The 20858-nt window shown below is 33.7% G+C and carries 23 protein-coding genes; 14 read left to right on the forward strand and 9 right to left on the reverse strand.

Going from position 1 to position 20858, the window contains the following annotated elements:
• Positions 1 to 208: 208 nt before the first annotated feature.
• Entirely contained in the window at positions 209 to 991 is a 783-nt protein-coding gene (locus tag Q4500_RS01860; protein ID WP_299320552.1) for an alpha/beta fold hydrolase, read from the forward strand.
• Between the two features lie 197 nt (positions 992 to 1188).
• Here Q4500_RS01860 and Q4500_RS01865 read toward each other — a convergent pair whose 3' ends face one another.
• From Q4500_RS01865 to Q4500_RS01875, 3 genes are all read right to left on the reverse strand, one after another.
• Positions 1189 to 1905 carry a DUF4197 domain-containing protein gene (locus Q4500_RS01865; protein WP_303598058.1) on the reverse strand — a complete coding sequence of 239 codons (717 nt, stop codon included), beginning with the start codon at positions 1903 to 1905 and terminating at the stop codon, positions 1189 to 1191.
• 31 nt (positions 1906 to 1936) lie between these two features.
• Positions 1937 to 2788: a formyltetrahydrofolate deformylase gene (gene purU / locus Q4500_RS01870; RefSeq protein ID WP_303598059.1), complete on the reverse strand. Its 852-nt coding sequence runs from the start codon at positions 2786 to 2788 to the stop codon at positions 1937 to 1939.
• 85 nt (positions 2789 to 2873) lie between these two features.
• A complete protein-coding gene (locus tag Q4500_RS01875; RefSeq protein ID WP_244534027.1) occupies positions 2874 to 3203 on the reverse strand; it encodes a hypothetical protein in 330 nt (109 codons plus the stop codon).
• Positions 3204 to 3381: 178 nt separating this feature from the next.
• Here Q4500_RS01875 and Q4500_RS01880 point away from each other — a divergent pair, with 178 nt between their 5' ends.
• Together Q4500_RS01880 and Q4500_RS01885 are read left to right on the forward strand one after the other, a co-directional pair.
• A complete protein-coding gene (locus Q4500_RS01880; RefSeq protein ID WP_073243226.1) occupies positions 3382 to 3831 on the forward strand; it encodes an Lrp/AsnC family transcriptional regulator in 450 nt (149 codons plus the stop codon).
• 103 nt (positions 3832 to 3934) lie between these two features.
• The gene (locus tag Q4500_RS01885) at positions 3935 to 5350 is read left to right on the forward strand and encodes an alpha/beta hydrolase (RefSeq protein ID WP_303598060.1); all 1416 of its coding nucleotides are present in this window, start codon (positions 3935 to 3937) and stop codon (positions 5348 to 5350) included.
• Here Q4500_RS01885 and Q4500_RS01890 read toward each other — a convergent pair.
• On the reverse strand, positions 5337 to 6080 hold the full coding sequence (locus tag Q4500_RS01890) for a DJ-1/PfpI family protein (RefSeq protein ID WP_303598061.1): 744 nt from the start codon (positions 6078 to 6080) through the stop codon (positions 5337 to 5339). The genes Q4500_RS01885 and Q4500_RS01890 overlap by 14 nt on opposite strands.
• Before the next feature lie 89 nt (positions 6081 to 6169).
• On the opposite strand from Q4500_RS01890, the gene Q4500_RS01895 reads away from it, so the two are divergent.
• Positions 6170 to 6814 (forward strand): DUF1684 domain-containing protein, encoded by a 645-nt coding sequence (locus Q4500_RS01895; protein ID WP_303598062.1) that lies wholly within the window; start codon positions 6170 to 6172, stop codon positions 6812 to 6814.
• Between the two features lie 84 nt (positions 6815 to 6898).
• Here the strand turns inward: Q4500_RS01895 and Q4500_RS01900 are convergent, their stop codons facing one another.
• The 4 genes from Q4500_RS01900 to crcB all read right to left on the reverse strand — a co-directional run bounded on the left by Q4500_RS01900 (position 6899) and on the right by crcB (position 10346).
• The gene (locus Q4500_RS01900; protein WP_303598063.1) at positions 6899 to 7972 is read right to left on the reverse strand and encodes a porin; all 1074 of its coding nucleotides are present in this window, start codon (positions 7970 to 7972) and stop codon (positions 6899 to 6901) included.
• A gap of 95 nt (positions 7973 to 8067) precedes the next feature.
• On the reverse strand, positions 8068 to 9312 hold the full coding sequence (locus Q4500_RS01905; protein ID WP_303598064.1) for an ammonium transporter: 1245 nt from the start codon (positions 9310 to 9312) through the stop codon (positions 8068 to 8070).
• Between the two features lie 32 nt (positions 9313 to 9344).
• The gene (locus Q4500_RS01910) at positions 9345 to 9683 is read right to left on the reverse strand and encodes a P-II family nitrogen regulator (protein WP_303598065.1); all 339 of its coding nucleotides are present in this window, start codon (positions 9681 to 9683) and stop codon (positions 9345 to 9347) included.
• 291 nt (positions 9684 to 9974) lie between these two features.
• The gene (gene crcB / locus Q4500_RS01915) at positions 9975 to 10346 is read right to left on the reverse strand and encodes a fluoride efflux transporter CrcB (RefSeq protein WP_303598066.1); all 372 of its coding nucleotides are present in this window, start codon (positions 10344 to 10346) and stop codon (positions 9975 to 9977) included.
• A gap of 549 nt (positions 10347 to 10895) precedes the next feature.
• Between crcB and Q4500_RS01925 the strand changes: the two genes are divergently transcribed.
• The gene (locus Q4500_RS01925) at positions 10896 to 11282 is read left to right on the forward strand and encodes a nucleoside triphosphate pyrophosphohydrolase family protein (RefSeq protein ID WP_303598068.1); all 387 of its coding nucleotides are present in this window, start codon (positions 10896 to 10898) and stop codon (positions 11280 to 11282) included.
• A gap of 27 nt (positions 11283 to 11309) precedes the next feature.
• On the opposite strand, the gene Q4500_RS01930 is transcribed toward Q4500_RS01925, so the two are convergent.
• Positions 11310 to 12380 (reverse strand): branched-chain amino acid aminotransferase, encoded by a 1071-nt coding sequence (locus tag Q4500_RS01930; RefSeq protein WP_303598069.1) that lies wholly within the window; start codon positions 12378 to 12380, stop codon positions 11310 to 11312.
• Between the two features lie 108 nt (positions 12381 to 12488).
• On the opposite strand from Q4500_RS01930, the gene Q4500_RS01935 reads away from it, so the two are divergent.
• From Q4500_RS01935 to Q4500_RS01975, 9 genes are all read left to right on the forward strand, one after another.
• Positions 12489 to 12968 (forward strand): DUF4920 domain-containing protein, encoded by a 480-nt coding sequence (locus Q4500_RS01935; RefSeq protein WP_303598070.1) that lies wholly within the window; start codon positions 12489 to 12491, stop codon positions 12966 to 12968.
• A 1-nt stretch (position 12969) separates the two neighbouring features.
• The gene (gene mnmD, locus Q4500_RS01940; protein ID WP_303598071.1) at positions 12970 to 13632 is read left to right on the forward strand and encodes a tRNA (5-methylaminomethyl-2-thiouridine)(34)-methyltransferase MnmD; all 663 of its coding nucleotides are present in this window, start codon (positions 12970 to 12972) and stop codon (positions 13630 to 13632) included.
• A 113-nt stretch (positions 13633 to 13745) separates the two neighbouring features.
• The gene (locus tag Q4500_RS01945; protein WP_303598072.1) at positions 13746 to 14708 is read left to right on the forward strand and encodes a TIGR01777 family oxidoreductase; all 963 of its coding nucleotides are present in this window, start codon (positions 13746 to 13748) and stop codon (positions 14706 to 14708) included.
• A 138-nt stretch (positions 14709 to 14846) separates the two neighbouring features.
• The gene (locus Q4500_RS01950; RefSeq protein WP_299796395.1) at positions 14847 to 15404 is read left to right on the forward strand and encodes a nucleotide exchange factor GrpE; all 558 of its coding nucleotides are present in this window, start codon (positions 14847 to 14849) and stop codon (positions 15402 to 15404) included.
• 9 nt (positions 15405 to 15413) lie between these two features.
• Positions 15414 to 16535 (forward strand): molecular chaperone DnaJ, encoded by a 1122-nt coding sequence (dnaJ, locus tag Q4500_RS01955; RefSeq protein WP_303598073.1) that lies wholly within the window; start codon positions 15414 to 15416, stop codon positions 16533 to 16535.
• Between the two features lie 237 nt (positions 16536 to 16772).
• Complete coding sequence (locus Q4500_RS01960) at positions 16773 to 17711, forward strand: ABC transporter ATP-binding protein (protein ID WP_299320490.1); 939 nt, start codon at positions 16773 to 16775, stop codon at positions 17709 to 17711.
• Positions 17704 to 19047 carry an ABC transporter permease gene (locus Q4500_RS01965; protein ID WP_303598074.1) on the forward strand — a complete coding sequence of 448 codons (1344 nt, stop codon included), beginning with the start codon at positions 17704 to 17706 and terminating at the stop codon, positions 19045 to 19047. Before Q4500_RS01960 ends, Q4500_RS01965 begins: the two co-directional genes overlap by 8 nt.
• Positions 19044 to 19982, forward strand: a complete 939-nt coding sequence (locus Q4500_RS01970; protein WP_368389712.1) for a mechanosensitive ion channel family protein — start codon at positions 19044 to 19046, stop codon at positions 19980 to 19982. Before Q4500_RS01965 ends, Q4500_RS01970 begins: the two co-directional genes overlap by 4 nt.
• Complete coding sequence (locus tag Q4500_RS01975; RefSeq protein ID WP_303598075.1) at positions 19969 to 20850, forward strand: DUF6268 family outer membrane beta-barrel protein; 882 nt, start codon at positions 19969 to 19971, stop codon at positions 20848 to 20850. The genes Q4500_RS01970 and Q4500_RS01975 overlap by 14 nt, the downstream gene beginning before the upstream one ends.
• The last annotated feature ends 8 nt before the right edge of the window (positions 20851 to 20858 follow it).

Below are 20858 nucleotides of genomic sequence, written 5' to 3' on the forward strand. Positions count from 1 at the left end.
CTTACAAATATACGTTCAGAATCAAGTTTTGGACGTGGGTATGTTGAGCTATACATCTAATTAATAGGTAATATGTCTTTTTTTTAACAACTATGCAGATTAAAACATAAAAGAGAGGTTGTTTTACTTGAATTTTGATTTTACTAAATGTTATGTCAAAAAGAATTAATACATTGTAGATTAACTAAATTTCAATTAAACATTCAATTTGCTTCATTATATAACATATCCACATAAAACTTCTACTACATGGGTCACCTTTGTGCATGGTGCAGGTGGTAGTTCTTCTATTTGGTATAAGCAAATTCGAGAGTTTAAAAAGCATTTTAATGTGTTGCTTTTAGATTTGAGAGGGCACGGTAATTCTAAGCCTAGCCTTAAGAATGTTTTTGATGAAAAGTATACTTTTGATGTAATCACCAATGATATCGTTGAGGTTATTGATCATGAAAAAATTGAGAAATCGCACTTTGTTGGTATTTCGTTAGGTACAATACTTATTAGAAATTTAGCAGAAAATCACCCTGAGCGAGTAGAGAGTATGGTTATGGGCGGTGCTATAATGAAACTAAATTTACGTTCTCAAATACTTATAAAACTTGGTGTTGTTTTTAAAACGGTGATACCTTACTTATGGCTATATAAATTCTTTGCCATTATTATAATGCCGAATAAGAACCACCGGGAGTCTAGATTGCTCTTTGTACGAGAAGCTAAGAAGTTGTATCAAAAAGAATTTATTCGTTGGTTTAAACTTACTTCAGAGATTAATCCGCTACTACAATTTTTTAGATCTGCAGATATTAAAATACCAACGCTTTATGTAATGGGTGAAGAGGATTATCTGTTTTTGCCTAGTATTCGTAAAATAGCAAAATCTCATCAGAATTCTGAGCTCATAGTAGTTGAAGACTGTGGTCACGTAGTAAATGTAGAGCAACCCAATTTTTTTAATGAAAAGGTTGTAGCATATTTAGCACAACAAGGCTAATTGAATCTTTAATAAATTGATATTATCTTTTTCGCTCTTTGAAAAAGTCTAAAACAAAAAAAACCGATGCTCCCACCGGTTTTTAACTAACTAACTCAAAAAATAACTAACTCAAAAAATTGAAAATGAATGTTTTAATACTGTTCTTTAGTTTTTAACGCATAACTTTTTAAGTTATTGTAAAGGTTGTTAAAAATCTACTTTTTATCTTGTAGTGCGAATACTTTTTTCAGTACATCTGTTGTTCTAGATGAATACTTTGTTCTAATTTCTTCTTCTTCTACAGCTATCATTTTATATACACCAGCAAGGGCTTCTTCGGTAACGTAATCTGTTAAATCAGGATTTACATTGTTTGTAAGTGGTATAGCATTATATTTCGTAATAATCGAGCTCCAAATTTTATCTGCACCTACCTTTTTAAAAGACTCGTTTATTACCGGATTGAATTTTGCATACAATTCTGTATTCGTCTTTGTTTCCAAATAAGAAGTTGCAGCGTCATTGCTTCCCAAAAGTATATTCTTGGCATCTACGAAAGACATATCCTTTACAGCATTCACGAAAATTGGAGTTGCTTCAGAAACAGCATCTTCAGCTGCACGATTTAAAACTTTTAGTCCTTCATCTGCTAAGCTACCTAAACCTATATCGCGTAAAGTCTTATCTACCTTTTGTAAATCTTCAGGTAAAAGTATTTTTACTAACTCATTTTTGTAGAAACCGTCAGTTGCAGTTAATTTGCTAACCTGTTTTTCAATACCTAGGTCTAATGCTTCTTTTAATCCGTTTGCAATGGCATCGTTACTTAAAACGCCTTCTGTAGAAGTTGGTAATTGATTTACTACCTGTTGTAATTCTGCACAAGAAACAGCTAGTAACATGCATATGGCTAAACTTACTTTTTTTATCATCTTAATGAAATTTATTTAGGGTCTATTGTACTTACGAGAATATTACGGTTTTATTGTTGTAGACCATTGTTTTACGTGCAATATGAAGTTTTACACCTCTTGAAAGTACAATTTTTTCTAAATCTCTACCTTTGGCAATGAAATCTTTAATGGAGTGGGAGTGGGTTACCGTGGTTACATCTTGCTCAATAATCGGACCTGCATCTAGCTCTTCTGTTACATAATGACTCGTTGCACCGATAATTTTCACACCTCTTTTAAAAGCTGCGTGATAAGGTTTTGCTCCTGCAAATGCTGGTAAAAATGAATGGTGAATATTTATAATCTTATTAGGGAACTTATTTATAAGTGTTCCACTAACGATTTGCATATATCTAGCCAATACGATGAAGTTGATATCATGCTTTTCTAATAGAGCCAACTGTTCTTTTTCTGCTTCAACTCTGTTCTTTTTTGTGAACGGAACATGAAAGAAAGGAATATTAAATTGATCAGCTATATGTCTTAAGTCATTATGGTTACTTAATATAAAAGGTATTTCAACCTCTAATTCACCAGAACGGTATCTACTTAATAGGTCGTAAAGACAATGCTTGTACTTAGAAACGAAAATAGCCATTTTGGGTAATTTATCGTCTGTGTGAATACTCCATTGCATGTTATACGTGGAAGCTAACTCTTTTTGAAAAAGAGCTTTAAAGTGATCCAAGTCGGAAAAATCTTCTTCAAATTCAACAACGGTACGCATAAAAAATACGTTAGCTGGTTTGTCTACATGCTGATCAAGGTAAACGATGTTACCTTTGTTTCTGCTAATGAATCCGGTTACGGTACATATAATACCTGCTTGATCCGGACAATGGATTAAAATTGTTGTTTTCAATAGAATTCTTATTATAGCGTCAAAAATAGACCATAATTCTTAAAATGCCTGCTATAACTTGTAATTTGGGAAGAATTTAGATTGATTAAGAGTGTTCAGATTTCCAAACTTTATAAGACTTTCTAAAACTCTTAATTTCTTTCCGAAGTAGATTAATATACTCTGTTTCTTTAACACCATGCTTCTCTAGACCCATGCAATACGAGTTGATATTTCTGATGATAATATTTATGTAAGAAATTGTTTCTAAACGTTCATTGCTACAATTAGAATATTCTACTTGTGCTATTTTTTGAGGAATAAGAATAGAATCAGTTAAAATAGAATTGGCCATTATATCTCTAAGACTCTTTGATTCGCAAAGACGCATTAAATCTTTATTGAAAGATACATATGACGCAATTTCTCTGCTCATGGTACAGAGTTCCAATGCTTTCCTATAAATAGGTAAATGTTTTAAACTTCGATATGCCATTATGTGGGGTGTAATTAGCGTCATATAAAATTACGTTAGTTATTTGTAAATTTTCTATCGAATACAAACGTAATTTGTATTTTTACCTTAGATAATAAAAAATTAAACTGAAATACTTTTGAATCCAAAGATAGATGAGCTTAATTGGAAAATACTAAAACAATTGCAAAATAATGCTAGAGAATCTTTTGCAAATATTGGTAGAACCGTAGGGCTAACGGCACCTGCAGTTGCCGAACGTGTTAAGAAAATGGAAGACCTTGGTATTATACAAGGTTATAAGGCTACAGTGTCTCATGCGCTGACAGGTCATCAACTAAAAGCCATTATAACATTGCGAGCTTTTATGGGAAAATTAAAACCGTTTTTGTCTGTAGTTCTTACTTTAGAAGAGGTTATAAACTGTTATCGAATTACCGGTAATGAGAATATTGTTATGGAGGTTGTATTGAAAGATCAGTTCCATTTAGAAAAGTTTATTGATCAACTAATTCAATATGGCGAAACCAGAACGCATATTGTTTTATCACAGGTTATTTCGAATGCCCCAATGCACAAGATAAAATAGAATTTTTATTTAATTGTTTTAACTAGCTTTAGGTAATTTGTAATTCAATTTAAAAAGACTGTTGATTGATAATTATTTTGGCTAGATTTTTGATGTAAAATAAATGATGAAAAAAATACTACTCCTTGCCTTCGTTTTAATTTCTTCGGTTGTGTATTCTCAAGAGCTTAGACTTTTGAGGGGTGCCATTACAGAGAATTTAGTTGTAAATGATACTGTAAATGAAACGTACTCACTTTATTTACCTACTAATTTTGAGGTGAATAGACCTTGGCCTGTTGCTTTTGTGATGGACTTAAAAGGGAAGGGTAAGGCAGCGGTTTCAATTTTAATTAATGCTGCAGAGCAAGAAGGCTATGTTTTGGCAAGTTCTAATAACCTTAATGATACACTCGCTATATCTGAAAACGTGCTCATTGCGAATAGAATGTTTAATGCTGTTTTTAATACGATACCTACTGCAAAAAATCGAACTTATACTGCAGGGTTTGATAGTGGTGCAATGTTCGCATCTATTTTACCTACGTTTGTTCGAGAAATAAAGGGTGTTATTTCTATTGGTGCATCGGTTGGTAATGTTGAAATATTAAATACAAAACAACCTTTTCAGTTTATTGGTTTGGTTAATAGGTCAGATTATAATTTTACCGCTATGTATAATACCAAGCAGGTGCTGAATAAATTAAAATTTCCAAATGAATTGTTGGTGTTTGATGGTGCTCGAAATTTACCAGAGAAAGAGACTATTGCGAAGGCATTTAGAATGTTGACATTGACCAGTATGGCTAAAGGTCATATACAGCGTAACGATAGATTAATAAAAAGTTCATACGATGAGTTTTTGGTCGATGTAAATAAGAATGTATCAAACCAGAAACCACTTTTGGCTACATATCAAATGTTTGATATGGAGAAAATCTTCAATCCTTTAATGAAATTAGATTCTTTAAAGGCTTCTCAAAAAGTTCTAAAACGCAGTACTTCTTTTAGGCAGGCTAATAGAAGTCAAAATAGTTATTTTCTAAAAGAGTCATTCACGAAAGAAGATTACGGATATTATTTAGAGGAAGATATTATTTCGTACAACTATGCTAACTTAGGATGGTGGAATTTTCAGATGGAAGAATTAAATAAATTAGATAAGAGTTCTAATTTGTTCGAGCGCCAAATGTCAAGTAGATTAAGAGGGTATATAAATGCCTTAGTTTCTGATAATATAGATTATATAGCAGCCGATGAGAAAGTAGATTTTGAAGCTTTAAATTTATTGTACATGATAAAAACCATAACTGTACCTGCAGAGCATGATGGTTATTTAAAGGTCATATCCATGAGCTCTAAAATGGAAGATTACGTTACGGCCTTATTCTATTTAGAAGAACTTTTAAAAATTGGATATACAAATAAAGAAGAGTTGTATTCATTAGAGCATACATCTTTATTTAAAATTATGCCAGAGTTTAACGAGGTTGTAGAAAAGTACTTAAAAGGTGCTAGGTATGATGTTATTGAACAGTAAGGTGTGGTACTTTTTCTACATCCCAATCAATGACTAATCCTTTAGCTAGAGATTTGGCAATCTCTTTTCCATATAGCACTTCGCATAAATATAGTGCAGCTTCAAAGCTTTTTGCTCCACCAGCTGAGGTTATATATTTTCCGTCATGAACGAATAATACATTATCTTTTATATTCAGATTAGGAAACATTTCTCTGTAATTCTCTACATCACTGGGGAAAGTCGTCGATGCAACCGAATCTAAAATTCCCGCTTTTGCCAGAGGGAATGCTCCATCGCAATGACTAGTCATATAGAGGGTGCTCTTATCAACCTTTCTGATGAAATCTAACATAACGGTGTCTTTCAAATCACTATCCATTGAATGCTCTGCGCTGGGCACTACCAATATGTCTATTTGAGGTAGATCGTCTTTCGTGTAATCATAATCTGGCAAAATACGCACCCCTTCAAAAGTGGTTATAGGCTCTAAGGTGTTTGCAACGATGAAAGTATTCATAGCCTTTATACCTTCTCTATATTTAGTGTGCTGAAAAATATCGAAAGGTGCTGTAAATTCAGTATTGAAAGTACCATCCATAATAAGGAAAGCAACATTGTAACTTTCAGGGTTTAGCTCGGGCATTATTCTAATATCTTCAGTGATTATTTCTTTTTCAACTGTAGATTTTTTCTCTTGGCAGCTAATGAAGATGATTAGAAATAGTGGTAAAATATAGGTAAATTTCATATTCAAGAAGTATAAGGTTCTAAAGTACGATTATATGTAAAAAAAGGTACAATGAATAAATTGTATTTTTGAAGTGTAAAGTTAGAGATATGAGATTATGTATTGCGGTTTTAGTTTTAGGAATGTTTGTTTCATGCGGACAAGAAAAGAAATATCATGATGTAAAGAACGATATAGCAGCTACGGTAACATCAGATAAATTAGCCGATATTTTATTATTTCAAGAGGAATTAAATGCTGAATTTAAGGATCCTGAGACTTCTCCATTAGCAGATCGTTTTCGAATAAAATTTGAAACTTTAGATTTCTTTGCGCCAGATACTAATTATGTAATTGAAGCACAGTTGGTAAGAACACCCGAAGCATTGCCGTTTTCAATGCCGACTACTACAGGTAGAGAATCTACAGAGGTTGTTTATGGTGTTGCTAAGTTTTCTATTAATGGAAAAGCTTATGAATTGGAAATTTACCAATCTCCAGATTTAATTACTCAAGAGAAATATGAAGATTATTTGTTTTTGCCTTTTACAGATAATACGAATGGCGAAGAAACTTATGGTGGTGGTCGTTATTTAGATTTAAGAATACCAGATGGTAATACAATTATTTTAGATTTTAATAAGGCCTATAACCCTTATTGTGCTTATAACAAGAAATTTAGTTGCCCTCTTGTACCTGCCGTAAATAATTTAGATACTGAAATTAAGGTTGGGGTAAAGGCATTTGAACATTAATCTGTTTAAAAATAAAAACCTCGGCAGGTATTGCCGAGGTTTTAAAACTTAAACTATAAATCAACCATTAATTTTGTCAACTACTTAGAAAGAGTAGATAGCTGCAAGTACAAAAGAGGATAAACTTTTTTGTGGGTTTAAATCGCTGTCAGCAAAATAAAAAGAATCATCAGAAGCAGAATCTAATCTTAATTCTGGCTTAATAGTTAAATTATCAACTGAATAGCTACCAGTTAATGTAACTGCAAATACACTTGATTCTTCAACACCAGTTCCTATAGCTCCAAATTCGCCATCTAATTCAGTAAAGTATTCCCCTCTAAGACCAATTGTAAAGTCTTCAGAAGTAGCTAATTGAGGGTATAAAGCGACACCTGCAAACCCTGCTGCATCATCACCACCATCAAAATATGCAGCATTCAATCCTAAGAAGAAGTCATCAGATAGGTCAAATCCACCTGTATAGTCAATTTCAAAAGCACCATTATCAGCTAAGAAGTTAAGGTATTGTCCACTATAGCCTAATTGTGCTCCATATGCATATTTTCCATCCAAATTTAGCTCAGTAATATCTGTACGATTCATAACAGCTAACATTAAGCTAAAATCATCAGATAAAGCGAAATCAGCTTTTAAACCTGTATGAGAAAAAGGTCCGTAAGAAAATAAATAAGAAGTACTATAGTTAAAATTAGCTGTTGGAGAAATTACTTCGTAACCTAAAAAGGTATTAAAATTACCGAAGGTTAATGTTACATCATCACTAACATTCCAGTAAGCATAAAGTTGGTTAACAATGTTACCGGTTGCAGAATAAATAGGAGAAGCAAAAATAGCATCTGTTCCTCTAGGACCAAAAACTAAATCAGCAACAAAACCTACTTTTTCTCCTTCGTAACCAGCAACAACATTCGCCATACCAAGGGCAAAGCCTGGTAAATTAGCAAAAGATGAACCTGGTGCTGCATTTGGTACACCGCCTGGAGCAGAGTTGTCACCATTTAGATTTGCTCTATAATATGCATCTATTGATCCGCTTAAAGTAAAACTAGGAGTTGTTTCTTCCTCTTCTTGAGCTACTACGCCAGCAGCTGCAAAAAGCATAAGACCTGTTGCGAAAATATTTTTTACGTACTTTGTATTAATAATCGTTTTCATAAATTTTGATTTTTACCCCGTAGGGGATGAATTAATTTGAGTAATTTATTGATAGGTTATGTAACGGAGCGTTCTGCAAAACGCTCCGTATTTTTTTAGTGTTGATTCATTCTAAAATCGGCATAAGCATCCATACCGTGCTCATGAATATCTAAGCCTTCAACTTCTTCTTCTTTAGAAACTCTAAGACCGATAGTTGCTTTAAGTACACCTAAGATGATGCCAGAGGTTACAATACAAAACCCACCTACGATTAATACACCGTATAGTTGCGTCATGAATTGAGCTCCGCTTGCTAGGTTTCCGAAGATACCTACAGCCAATGTTCCCCAAATACCACAGATTAAGTGAACTGCTACAGCACCTACAGGATCATCTAATTTAATTTTATCTACTAATGCTACACCACCAACGATGATGATACCAGCGATGAAACCAATAACGACAGCTTCATTAGGTGACATTAAATCTGCACCGGCTGTAATACCTACTAGTCCACCTAGAATACCATTTAAGAACATAGTTAAATCTAAATTTTTATAAAGTATTGTTGACGTAATCATTGCTCCAAAACCACCAGCTGCTGCTGCTAAACTTGTTGTAACCAATACAAGAGAAGTTAATTCTGGATCTGCTGATAATACTGAACCACCGTTGAAACCGAACCAACCTAACCATAGTATTAATACACCGGCAGTTGCCATTGGTATACTATGACCTGGTATTGCGTTTGGCTTACCGTCTTTACCGAATTTTCCAATTCTAGAACCTAATAAGAAAATTGCTACTAAAGCAGCCCATCCACCTACTGAGTGTACTAATGTTGAACCTGCGAAATCGTAGAATCCCCATGAATCCAAGAATCCTCCACCCCATTTCCAAGCGCCTACTATTGGGTATACTAAACCTACGTATATAACGGTGAATATCATGAAAGCACCAATTTTCATACGTTCAGCCACAGCACCAGATACAATTGTAGCTGCTGTTGCTGCGAACATTCCTTGAAAAAGAAAATCTGTCCACCATGTGTAACCTCCGTCTGCGTATTCAGCAGTCATTCCGCCTTCTGGGGCAGCAATACCAAAGCTATCCATGCTGAATTTGATAATTCCCATATCTCCATCTTCGAAACCTGGGTACATTAAATTGAAACCCCATGCGTAATAAAGTAATAGACCACCTGTAATAATGAAGATGTTCTTAAATAATATGTTTATTGTGTTCTTTTGTCTGGTTAAGCCAATTTCTAAAAAGGCAAAGCCTGTATGCATGAAGAATACCAATGCGGTAGCCAACATCATCCATACGTTATTTGCTGTAAATAATCCTGCGTCCATTTCGTTTAGTTTTTAGTTATTTAGTTTTTGGTTTAGTTGATACCTGCTAATCCGTCTTCTTTGGTTCTTATTCTATACGCTTCAATTACCTCAGAAACGAAAATTTTACCATCTCCAACATTTCCTGAGTATGCAGCTGTAAGAATTGCGTTTACTGTTTTTTCAAGAAAGTCGTCTGATACTACGATTGTTAGGTACCTACGTTGTATATCGGTAGTACTATAAGAGATACCTCGGTATACATGACCTTCTTTTTCATTGCCGACCCCTGTTACATCCCAGTAACTGAAGAAGTTTACTTCAATGTTGTGCAACGCCTCTTTGACATCGTCAAACTTTGATTTTCTGATAATTGCCTCGATTTTTTTCATTTGAATAAGTTTTTGATACTGCCAAATATATGTTAAAAACTTTCTCACCCTAAAAATATTAGGGTGTCAATGCAGATTTTTATCAGTATCATAATATATACCCCTAAAATTTTAGGGTATTGCTAATAATGGGATGTATTATTGAAGATACTTAGAATAGAGATATGTGATTTGTAGACAATCATAGAATTATTGTCAGAAAAACAACTATTTATCTGACGATTGTTTAATAAAATCGCAAATACTTAAAAAAATGTATAAAAATAAAATAGTGGATGGTGAATGTTAAATCTATAACATTTTGCAAATCCATAGTCCTAGAGATATAGCTAGTATGCCAATCGCTACACTTAAGCCCATATATAAGGATGTTTGAAGTAATGAAGATTCTTTAAGGATAATGTTGCTTTCTAATGCGAATGTAGAGAAAGTAGTAAAGCCTCCGCAGAAACCGGTGGCTAATAATAAAGTTTGATTTTCTGAAATGTAATTGTTCTTGAGAGAGAGACCTATTAGTATACCTATAAGAAGGCAACCAATAATATTGACTAGAAATGTGCCTAGATAGAAATTTGAATAATAGGCGTTCAGATTTTTTGATATATAGTATCTTAAAATACTACCAAAACCGCCGCCTAAAAAAACCAGTAAAAATTGTTTCATACCTTATAAAGGTAAAAACTAAACTGCTTTCTTGTAGCTTGTAGTAAGTAAATCTAACGGATAGATTACAGAAGTTGGTTGTTTAGCTGATTTTTGAGATGGTGTTTTCGCTTTTTGTGAAACACTAATTAAGCTAATTGCAACTAACGCAATGTTAATGCCTACTAATACTAAAAAAATTGTAAGAAATGTCGTCATAATATATTACACCTTATAGATGAATAACGCAAAATTACGGTATTTGGTATATTAAACGTCGATAATCGGTGTTTTGTTGTGAAAATGTTAATTTTTGTGGTGTAGGAAAAAAATTAACTATTCTTTTAGGAAAAACTTTATAAATAGTAGGAATGCTACGAATAGTGTAAAGAAAACACCAATCCATTTAACACCTTTATAATTCTTTTGGTGCAATTTGAAGTCTTTTTTATAAGTGATGACAATAATAATGGCGAAAACCACTGCAAAAGCGATTGCAAAAATGATTTGTCCGGTGCTAAACATATTTCATATTTTTACGCAAAGTTAACGGAAAACCGTATAATAAAGATGAAAAACAAAATCAAAGCAGTAGAAGAGTTTCATAATTCTTTTGGTCTAGGTGTTTCAGAAGATATGATTGCAGATTTAGGAGAAGCTAAAAATTCTTTGCGTTTCAATTTAATGGATGAGGAGAATAAAGAGTATTTAGAAGCAGCCCAGAATAATGACCTGGTAGAGGTTGCTGATGCCTTAGGTGATATGTTATACATATTATGTGGTACTATTTTAGAGCACGGTATGCAGTATAAAATTGAAGAGGTGTTCAATGAAATACAAAGAAGTAATATGAGTAAACTTGGTGAAGATGGTAAACCTATTTATCGTGAAGACGGTAAGGTGTTAAAAGGACCTAATTATTCGAAACCGAATATTGGTGTAATATTAGATAAATAAAAAAGGGGGCGATCCGCCCCCTTTTTTTTATGCTTCTACTTTAAAACGCCATCCGAATTTATCTTCAGACTTATTGTACTGTATATCTGTTATAATTTTCTTTAATTTTTGTGCGTAGCTATTTTCTAGCTCTGGCAACTCATAATCTGTATCTCTAAAACCGAAACCGGCAATTGGTGAAATAACGGCTGCTGTACCAGCACCGAACATTTCTTTTAAAGAACCATCTTTAGCTGCATCAACAACTTCTTTAACCGTAATTTTTCTAACCTCGGTTTTTATACCTTGGTCTTTAGCGATATCTAAAATACTTTTTCTGGTGATACCATCAAGAATACGATCACTAGTTGGGCCTGTTAATAAGGTATCATTAATTCTAATGAAGATGTTCATTGCACCAGCTTCTTCAATATATTCGTGGGTAGTGTCATCTGTCCAAATTACTTGGTTGTATCCTTTTGCTACCGCTAATTGGGTAGGGTAGAATTGACCTGCATAATTACCTCCCGCTTTTGCGAAACCAACACCACCGTTTGCTGATCTAGAATATTTCTCTTCAATAAGTACTTTTACTTTACCAGAAAAATATGCCCCAGAAGGTGCACAAGCGATAATGAATTTATATTCATCGGCCGGTGAAGCATGAAAGCCATTTCCAGAAGCGAACATAAAAGGTCTTATATATAATGAACTACCTTCTTGGGTAGGTATAAAATCTTTGTCTAGGTTAAGTAACGTAGTTAGACCCTCCATAAAGTAATCTTCAGGAATTTGAGGTATACACATTCGTTCCGCAGAAATATTAAAACGCTTGTGGTTTTCTAATGGTCTAAATAGGTAGACATCATTATTTTCATCCTTATAGGCTTTCATACCTTCAAAAATAGATTGTCCGTAATGGAAAATCTTCGAAGATGGATCTAGCGTAATTGGTTGGTAAGGCGTAATTGTTGGCATTTCCCAAGCACCATTTTTGTAGGTACAGACCATCATATGGTCTGAAAATACAGAACCAAAAGCAAGATTGTTAAAATCTACTTGGTCAATTTTAGAGGTTTTTACCTTTTCTATTGTGATATCTTTCGTTGCAATACTCATGAAATACGTAACTTTAGTTGATTAAAATTAAACAAATATCCCTACTAGCACTTCTTTTTTAGTTTTAAATTGATGAGTTTTGCAGGTATATCAACATTTTTAGGATTTATGAAAGGATTTAACATATTACTTGTGTTTTTATTTGGGTTTTTCACTTGTCTTGCACAGCAAGATGTAGCTAATAGTTCATCAAAATTTTATGGTGATGAATTTAAAATTACCGAATTAAGTCATAAAGATGATGTCATGAAGCAATTTGCATCAATGGCTGTAGCTGACTCTTTGAACCTTCAATTTAAAACTAAGGTAAAAGAGGTTTGCAAAGTAAAAGGTTGTTGGATGATTGTTGAGCTACCAAAAGGTGAGCAAGCAATGGTGCGATTTAAAGATTACGGATTCTTTATGCCTGCAGATATTTTAGAGAAAGAAGTTGTTTTAAACGGATTGGCATTTGTGGAAGAAATGAGTGTTGGTGATCAACAGCATTATGCAAAAGATGGTGGTAAAACAGAAGAAGAAATAGCAAAAATTACAACACCGAAAAGAACATATAGTTTCGAAGCATCGGGTGTGTTAGTTCCAAATTAATTTGAAAAGAGAAATTATTACTACAGGCGATGGTTCTAAAACCATCCAGATTATGGACTGGCAAGAGCAGTACCACTCAAAACATGGTGCTATTCAAGAAGCTTATCATGTATTTATTAAATCGGGTTTAGATTTATTTAATGACCAAAAAATTCAAATTCTAGAAATTGGTTTTGGCACTGGACTAAATGCGTTTATCACTCTTATTGAATTTGAAAAACGCAATCTGCAAATAAAATATACAGGTGTAGAGGCTTATCCGGTTTCAAATGAAGAGCTCGAACAATTAAATTATATAGAAGAATTAAAATCGCTTTCTAGAAAAGATGATTTTGATTTAATGCATTCGGCACCTTGGGGGCAAGAAATAGAAATTTCTAAAAATTTTAGTCTAAACAAGCAACAGAAATTCTTTAAAGAGATTGATGCTCTCAATACTTATGATCTTATTTATTTTGATGCTTTTGGGGCTCGTGTACAGCCAGAATTATGGACAGTCGAAATTTTTCAAATCATGTTCAATGCTATGAAGATTGGTGGGTGCTTAGTTACGTATGCAGCTAAAGGGAGTGTTAGGCGGGCTATGTTAGAAGTTGGGTTTCTTGTAGAACGACTTCCTGGACCTCCTGGTAAAAGAGAAATGCTACGAGTAAGAAAACAATGATTTTTTCCGTGTTAATATAACTTTAACGCGCTGCACATCAATAGGTTCGGCAACAATGTTAAATCGGAATTAAATTGTGTATCAACATACTTCAAAAATGATACCTTTATTCCATGAAACTATTGATAACAGGTGCGACAGGTTTGGTAGGTAGCGAGTTGGTATCTCAATGCCATAAAAAAGGTTATACCGTTAATTACCTAACCACACGTAAAAACAAAATTGTTTCAGAAAATAACTACCAAGGTTTCTTCTGGGATCCTAAATCTAGTGAAATAGATGCCGGGTGTTTAGATGGTGTTTCTGTCATAATCAATTTGGCAGGTTCAAGTATTTCTAAACGTTGGACGAGTAGTTATAAGAAAGAAATTATAAATAGCAGGGTTAATACGTTAGAGTTGCTAAAGAGTATACTTTTAGCGAATGAAAATCATACCGTAAAATCACTTATTTCTGCATCTGCAATTGGTATTTATCCCGATTCCGTAAGTAACTATTACACTGAAGACGAAGCTGCTGTTGATGATAGTTTTTTAGGAGAGGTAGTAGCTATTTGGGAGAAGAAAATTAATGAATTTAAATCTTTAGGATTAAAAGTTGCTAAAGTCCGTATTGGGCTTGTAATGTCTAAAGATGGCGGTGCGTTACCAGAAATGGTAAAACCGGTTAAGTATTACGTAGGGGCAGCTTTTGGTTCGGGTCAGCAATGGCAATCTTGGATTCATATAACAGATTTGGCAGCTATTTTTCTACACATAATTAAGTACGAATTAAAAGGTACATTTAATGGTGTTGCGCCAAACCCTGTAACTAATGTTAAGCTCGTAAAAGAAATTGCAAAAGCATTAGATCAGCCACTTATATTGCCAAATATCCCAAAATTTGTCATGTATACTGTACTTGGTAAAATGGCATATATCTTATTTGCAAGTCAACGTGTTAGCAGTAAAAAAATAGAAGAAGAAGGTTTTATTTTTAAATATGCGAATATTTGTCAAGCACTCGGGTCAATTTATGATACCAATGCTGAATGTGTTGATTCTAAAAATAAAGTAACAAAACAATTTGTGTCTTAAAGTTCAAACTATTTGTCAGATATAATGAAATCCGCTTTTGGCGGATTTTTTTTTAAACTTTTGTGACATTTTGACATTTTTAAAGAATTGGCAGTACTTTTGCCTGCTTTTAATCAGCGATTTAAATTACAATATATTATGAGTGATAAAGAAAACACTTTGGATGATGAATTCTTGGATGATGAGCTATTGGAAGGTCAAGAGCAAGAACAAAAGCTAGAGAATGAAGAGGAAGAAGAAGAAAAGTCGGTAGAAGAAACGCTTAGCGATGAACTAGCGAAAGAAAAAGATAAGTTTTTAAGATTGTTTGCAGAATTCGAGAATTATAAAAGACGTACTTCTAAAGAACGTATGGAGTTGTTTAAGACTGCTGGGCAAGAAGTAATTGTTTCATTATTACCAGTTTTAGATGATTTTGATAGAGCTATGAAAGAATTGGCAAAATCAGAAGATAAAGAAACTTTTACCGGTATCGAGCTAATTAATGTTAAGCTAAGAGAAACTCTTAAGGGCAAAGGTTTAGAAATGGTTGAAGCTAATGCAGGTGATGTTTTTGATGCAGAAATACATGAAGCAATAACTCAAATACCAGCTCCTGATAAGAAGATGAAGGGTAAAATTATCGACGTTATCGAAAAAGGATTTAAGTTGGGCGACCGTATTATCAGGCATCCAAAAGTAGTAGTAGGAAATTAAAAAATTGGAATGAAGGAAGATTATTATGAAGTATTAGGCATCAGTAAGAGTGCAACTGCTGCAGAAATAAAAAAAGCATACCGTAAAAAGGCATTGCAGTATCACCCTGATAAAAACCCAGGAGATAGTTCTGCCGAAGAGAAATTCAAGAAATCTGCTGAAGCTTATGAAATATTAAGTGATGCCGATAAGAAAGCTCGTTACGATCAGTTTGGTCATTCTGCCTTTGAAGGTGGTGGCGGCGGCGGTTTTGGCGGCGGCGGTATGAATATGGATGATATCTTTAGCCAATTTGGTGATATTTTCGGCGGCGGCTTCGGCGGCGGCGGCTTTGGTGGCTTCGGCGGTGGCGGTGGTCAACGAAGAGTAAAAGGGAGTAATCTGCGAATTAGGGTTACATTGACATTAGAAGAGATTGCAAATGGTGTAGAGAAAAAAGTTAAGGTAAAACGAAAAGTTCAAGCAGAAGGGGTTACCTATAAAACATGTACTACTTGTAATGGTAGAGGACAGGTGACAAAAATTCAGAACACGATACTTGGTAGAATGCAAACAGCAGCTGTTTGTAGTACTTGTGGAGGTAGTGGTCAAATTTTGGATGGAAAACCTGGTGATGCAGATGCACAAGGACTTAAAGTTGCTGAAGAAACCGTGTCTATTAATATACCTGCAGGTGTAGAAGAAGGCATGCAATTGAAAGTACCAAATAAAGGGAATGATGCTCCAGGAAACGGAGTGCCAGGAGATTTGTTAGTTGCCATAGAAACACAAGAACACAGTACATTAAAGAGAGAAGGTGATAATCTTCATTATGATCTTTATGTAAGTATTTCTGAAGCTGTTTTAGGAACTTCAAAAGAAATCGATGCCGTTGGTGGTAAAGTTCGTATTAAGTTAGAGGCAGGTATTCAATCTGGTAAAATACTCAGACTTAGAGGTAAAGGTATTACGAGTTTAAATGGTTATGGTGCTGGAGATATATTGGTACACGTAAACGTTTGGACACCTAAAGAGTTGAATAAAGAACAGAGAGAATTCTTTGAGAAAATGCAGGGCAATGACAATTTTGAGCCTAAACCAGAGAAATCTGATAAGTCATTTTTTGAAAAAGTAAAAGATATGTTCTCGTAAGTTCTAAATAACTCGTTTTTAAATAAAAAACGTATATTTGAGATAATATTGGGCAACCAATATTAATTTTCTTTTTCATAGCAATTTTTTTCCCATCCTTGATTTATCAAGGGTGGGTTTTGCTTTTTAGGGCAAAATAGTTTTTACTTTATAAGCTTTATAACTGGTATCCTATAAAGGAATCATAAAGAGTATAGCTAGTCAAAACAATTCAATATCTTTGTAGAAATTGAGTACATGAGTCATATTTTGGTTGCTAATGATGTCACCAAACAGTTTGGGAGCCATACGGCATTGAAGAACGTTTCCCTTGAAATTCCTAAGAATAGCATCTACGGATTACTTGGACCCAATGGGGCAGGTAAGACTACGCTAATTCGTATCATAAATCAAATTACATATCCAGATCAAGGTTCCGTTTATTTTGACGGTGAGCTACTTAAGCCAGAGCATATTGCTCAAATCGGGTATCTGCCAGAAGAGCGTGGTCTTTATAAAAGTATGAAGGTAGGCGAGCAAGCACTTTATTTAGCGCAACTAAAAGGGTTGTCTAAAGCTGAAGCCAAAAAACGCCTAAAATATTGGTTTGAAAGATTGGAGATTGGCGATTGGTGGAATAAGAAAATACAAGAGCTTTCTAAAGGTATGGCGCAAAAAATACAGTTTGTTGTAACTGTACTACATGAGCCTAAGTTGCTGATTTTTGATGAGCCTTTTAGTGGTTTTGATCCTATCAATGCCAATATTATTAAAGAACAGATTTTAAGCTTAAAAGAGAATGGTACTTCTATTATATTCTCAACACATAGAATGGAGTCTGTAGAAGAATTGTGTGAATATATTGCTCTTATCCATAAATCAGAGAAAATATTAGACGGCAAATTAACTGACATCAAGAAAGAATACAAAAACAACATTTTTGAAATAGGTTTGGAAATAGATAATGAGCAGTTGCTGCTAAATGAAATGCAAGATAAATTTCAAGTGCTTTCCCAAGATTATGATAGTATTGAAAAACAGTTAAACCTTAGGGTGCAATTGCCATCAAATGAATCTAGAGATATTTTAGCCTTTTTAGGTTCACGAGCAAACGTAAATGGTTTTAAAGAAACGATTCCGTCTGCAAGTGATATTTTTATAAAGACCATTCAAAATAAAAATATCGACCATGAATAAATTACCACTTATAATTAAAAGGGAATACATAGCTAAGGTGCGTAATAAGTCGTTCGTTGTTATGACTTTTTTAAGTCCTTTTTTAATGGTAGGTATGATATTATTGATAGCATACTTAACTCAGTTAAATGACAACGAAAAAAAGGTCATAGGTGTATTAAATGAAAGCGGCTATTTCGCGAATGAGTTTGTAACCTCAGAAGTTACTTCTTATATCAATTTTAAAGATATTTCATTAGAACAGGCAAAAGACTCAACAGTTAGTTTAGGTTTTTATGGTCTAATTTATCTACCTAACGAATCTAATTTAGAACAAGTAGCGCAAAGAGCTTTCTTTTATAGTAAAGATGCGCCTAGTGCTACCGTTTTAGATAAATTAGAAAGTTCCATTACCGGTAGATTGCGACAAGAAAGACTACGTGAGCTAGGCATGTCACCAAAAGAATATGCTGAAATGGACCGTGGCTACAACATAAATATTGAAACTTTTGATGGTTTACAGAACGTAAAAGGCATTAATGAGATAAAAGCAATTATTGGGGGTGCATTTGGCTACCTTATTATGATGTTTATTATTATTTATGGTGGCTTTGTAATGCGTAGTGTTATCGAAGAGAAAACAAGCCGAATTATTGAAGTCATTATCTCATCTGTAAAACCTTTTCATTTGATGATGGGCAAGATTATCGGTACTTCACTTGCTGGTATAACCCAATTCGCAATTTGGATTGTATCTGGAGCTATTTTGCTATTTATCGGTCTAGCTATTTTTGATATAGATCCTGCCAGTTTAACAAAGGGCGGTGGTGTTGCTCCTGGTATGGCTAATACTGCAAATGTAGATGTAGATGCTCTTACTCAAAATATTCAACTATATGCTCAAGAAATATTTGAGTTGCCCATTTTTGCTATGCTGTTTTTTTTCATTGTTTATTTCGTTTTAGGGTATTTGATTTATAGTTCTATTTACGCCGCTATTGGGGCAGCTGTAGATAATGAGACAGATACACAACAATTTATTTTTCCAGTGATTTTACCATTAATGTTGGCTATTTATGTAGGGTTCTTTTCTGTGTTCAGCAATCCTAACGGACCAATAGCTGTTGCATTTTCCCTTTTTCCGTTGACATCACCTATTGTAATGTTAATGCGTTTGCCTTGGGGTATTGGTGAAGGTGGCGTGCCTGTATGGCAATTGATAACATCAATTGTAATATTAATAGGTACTTTTATTGGTATTGTATGGGTAGCTGCAAAAATATATCGAGTAGGTATACTTATGTACGGTAAAAAACCAAGCTATAAAGAATTGTATAAGTGGCTTAAATACTCATGATGATTCAAGAAAGTACAGAAACGATAAAGGAAATAATCGAAGATGATATTTGGGGTACTATAAAGAAATTTTTAGACCTAGGTTATCATTTCGGGGAAGGTGATAAATCTATTAACATAACCATAGGTTTGCTATTATTGCTTACCGTAGCATTTTTATTGACTAGTACTGTTCTACAAGCTATACGTAGATTTTTTACAAGAAAAATGGAAGCTGATGATAAGCTGAAGTTTATCAGCATTTTTAAGTTTATTAAATACTTGGTATATGTTATAGTCATTCTTTTTACCATGAGTGCGGCAGGTATAAATATTACTATATTAATCACCGCATCGGCTGCCTTATTTGTCGGACTTGGATTGGCATTACAAGAGATTTTTCAAGATATCATTGGTGGTATTTTTATTATTGTAGATAAATCTTTAAGAGTAGGCGATATTATTGAAATAGATAATAAAGTTGGGAAGGTCTTTGAAATTAAACTACGAACCACAAGAGCGATAACAAGAGATGATAAGGTAATTATAATACCAAATCATAAATTTATTAGTGATATCGTTTACAACTATACCCAAAATCATAAGACTACAAGAGAGTTGGTACGTATAGGTGTGGCTTATGGTAGTGATGTTGAATTGGTAACTCAAATACTTTTAGATGTAGTTAAGTCGCAAAGAACTATTTTAAAGAGCCCAAAACCATTTGTAATATTCGAAGATTTTGGTGATTCTGCCCTTGTATTTTCAATCAATTTTTATATTACAGATAGTTTTACGGATCCGCGTGTAAAAAGTGAAGTACGATATAAGATTGATACCGAATTTAGAAAGCATAAAATTTCCATTCCTTTCCCACAAAGAGATGTTCATCTATTTCAACAGGGTCCATTTCAACATAGCAATGTATCAAATACAGAGAATAATGAGAAAGCATAGCTGGGTTGTTCTTTCCGTGTGCTTTTTGTTTTTTGCTATTAATTCAATCATAGCACAAACACCAGATGTCTTTAGGTTAGAATACATGTTAATGCCAAGAAATGATTCAGGGGCAAAGTTAGGTCGTATAAAGTTGGTGGCAAATGTTCCAATTAAAGCAGGAGATTCCAATACAATTGTAATTGGAAGTGAATATAATCGATTAGTATATGATTTAGAAAGAGATGATTTGCCAATTAATAGAGAAACCTTAAATTATTTTCACGTTGTTGACTTAAATTTTGGTTATGTAAAAACATATGAGAATGATTGGAGGTTTATAGGGGTGTTTACACCTCGTTTGGCTTCTACATTAACCAATCCTTTAGAGAAAGGTGATTTCTCTATTAATGCAACTATAGGCGTTTTTAGAGATAGACAGTATTTAGATAAACCAACACGCTTAGTTTTTGGTATTGCCTATAATTCAACTGTTGCTCTAAGAATTCCTATGCCGGTTATTTATTTTGAAAAAAGGTTTGATCCAAGTTGGTCATATGTTATTGGTGTACCAAAAATGGGAATGAAATATCATTTCAAACAAAAACATGTTTTACAGACCGAGTTTATATTGGATGGTTATTTTATCAATCTTCAAAACAGTACTGCTTTACCCGATGCTACTTTTGCATCATCCATTTCATCTTCAGCGGCTGTTGTTACTTTTGGGTATTCTTATAATATTACTAAAGCAATGTCTTTTTATGGGTTTGTAGGTCATACTCTTTTTCAACTGGGAGTTTTGAGAGATGAAGATAGAAATGATATTTTTACATTGAATGATGATCCAAGCCTTTATATTAGGGGTGGATTTAGAATAGGACTTTAATAAAAAAA

The sequence above is a fragment of the Maribacter sp. 1_MG-2023 genome (genome assembly GCF_030547005.1).
GTDB lineage: Bacteria > Bacteroidota > Bacteroidia > Flavobacteriales > Flavobacteriaceae > Maribacter.

Coding starts and splice junctions, on each gene's coding strand:
- Q4500_RS01965 (WP_303598074.1), top strand. CDS start 17,704: ATGAATAAATTACCACTTATAATTAAAAGGGAATACATAGCTAAGGTG.
- crcB (WP_303598066.1), bottom strand. CDS start 10,346: ATGAAACAATTTTTACTGGTTTTTTTAGGCGGCGGTTTTGGTAGTATT.
- Q4500_RS01885 (WP_303598060.1), top strand. CDS start 3,935: ATGATGAAAAAAATACTACTCCTTGCCTTCGTTTTAATTTCTTCGGTT.
- Q4500_RS01895 (WP_303598062.1), top strand. CDS start 6,170: ATGAGATTATGTATTGCGGTTTTAGTTTTAGGAATGTTTGTTTCATGC.
- Q4500_RS01875 (WP_244534027.1), bottom strand. CDS start 3,203: ATGAGCAGAGAAATTGCGTCATATGTATCTTTCAATAAAGATTTAATG.
- Q4500_RS01975 (WP_303598075.1), top strand. CDS start 19,969: ATGAGAAAGCATAGCTGGGTTGTTCTTTCCGTGTGCTTTTTGTTTTTT.
- Q4500_RS01950 (WP_299796395.1), top strand. CDS start 14,847: ATGAGTGATAAAGAAAACACTTTGGATGATGAATTCTTGGATGATGAG.
- dnaJ (WP_303598073.1), top strand. CDS start 15,414: ATGAAGGAAGATTATTATGAAGTATTAGGCATCAGTAAGAGTGCAACT.
- Q4500_RS01930 (WP_303598069.1), bottom strand. CDS start 12,380: ATGAGTATTGCAACGAAAGATATCACAATAGAAAAGGTAAAAACCTCT.
- Q4500_RS01905 (WP_303598064.1), bottom strand. CDS start 9,312: ATGGACGCAGGATTATTTACAGCAAATAACGTATGGATGATGTTGGCT.
- Q4500_RS01865 (WP_303598058.1), bottom strand. CDS start 1,905: ATGATAAAAAAAGTAAGTTTAGCCATATGCATGTTACTAGCTGTTTCT.
- Q4500_RS01900 (WP_303598063.1), bottom strand. CDS start 7,972: ATGAAAACGATTATTAATACAAAGTACGTAAAAAATATTTTCGCAACA.
- Q4500_RS01960 (WP_299320490.1), top strand. CDS start 16,773: ATGAGTCATATTTTGGTTGCTAATGATGTCACCAAACAGTTTGGGAGC.
- Q4500_RS01935 (WP_303598070.1), top strand. CDS start 12,489: ATGAAAGGATTTAACATATTACTTGTGTTTTTATTTGGGTTTTTCACT.
- Q4500_RS01890 (WP_303598061.1), bottom strand. CDS start 6,080: ATGAAATTTACCTATATTTTACCACTATTTCTAATCATCTTCATTAGC.
- Q4500_RS01910 (WP_303598065.1), bottom strand. CDS start 9,683: ATGAAAAAAATCGAGGCAATTATCAGAAAATCAAAGTTTGACGATGTC.
- Q4500_RS01945 (WP_303598072.1), top strand. CDS start 13,746: ATGAAACTATTGATAACAGGTGCGACAGGTTTGGTAGGTAGCGAGTTG.
- Q4500_RS01970 (WP_368389712.1), top strand. CDS start 19,044: ATGATGATTCAAGAAAGTACAGAAACGATAAAGGAAATAATCGAAGAT.
- Q4500_RS01925 (WP_303598068.1), top strand. CDS start 10,896: ATGAAAAACAAAATCAAAGCAGTAGAAGAGTTTCATAATTCTTTTGGT.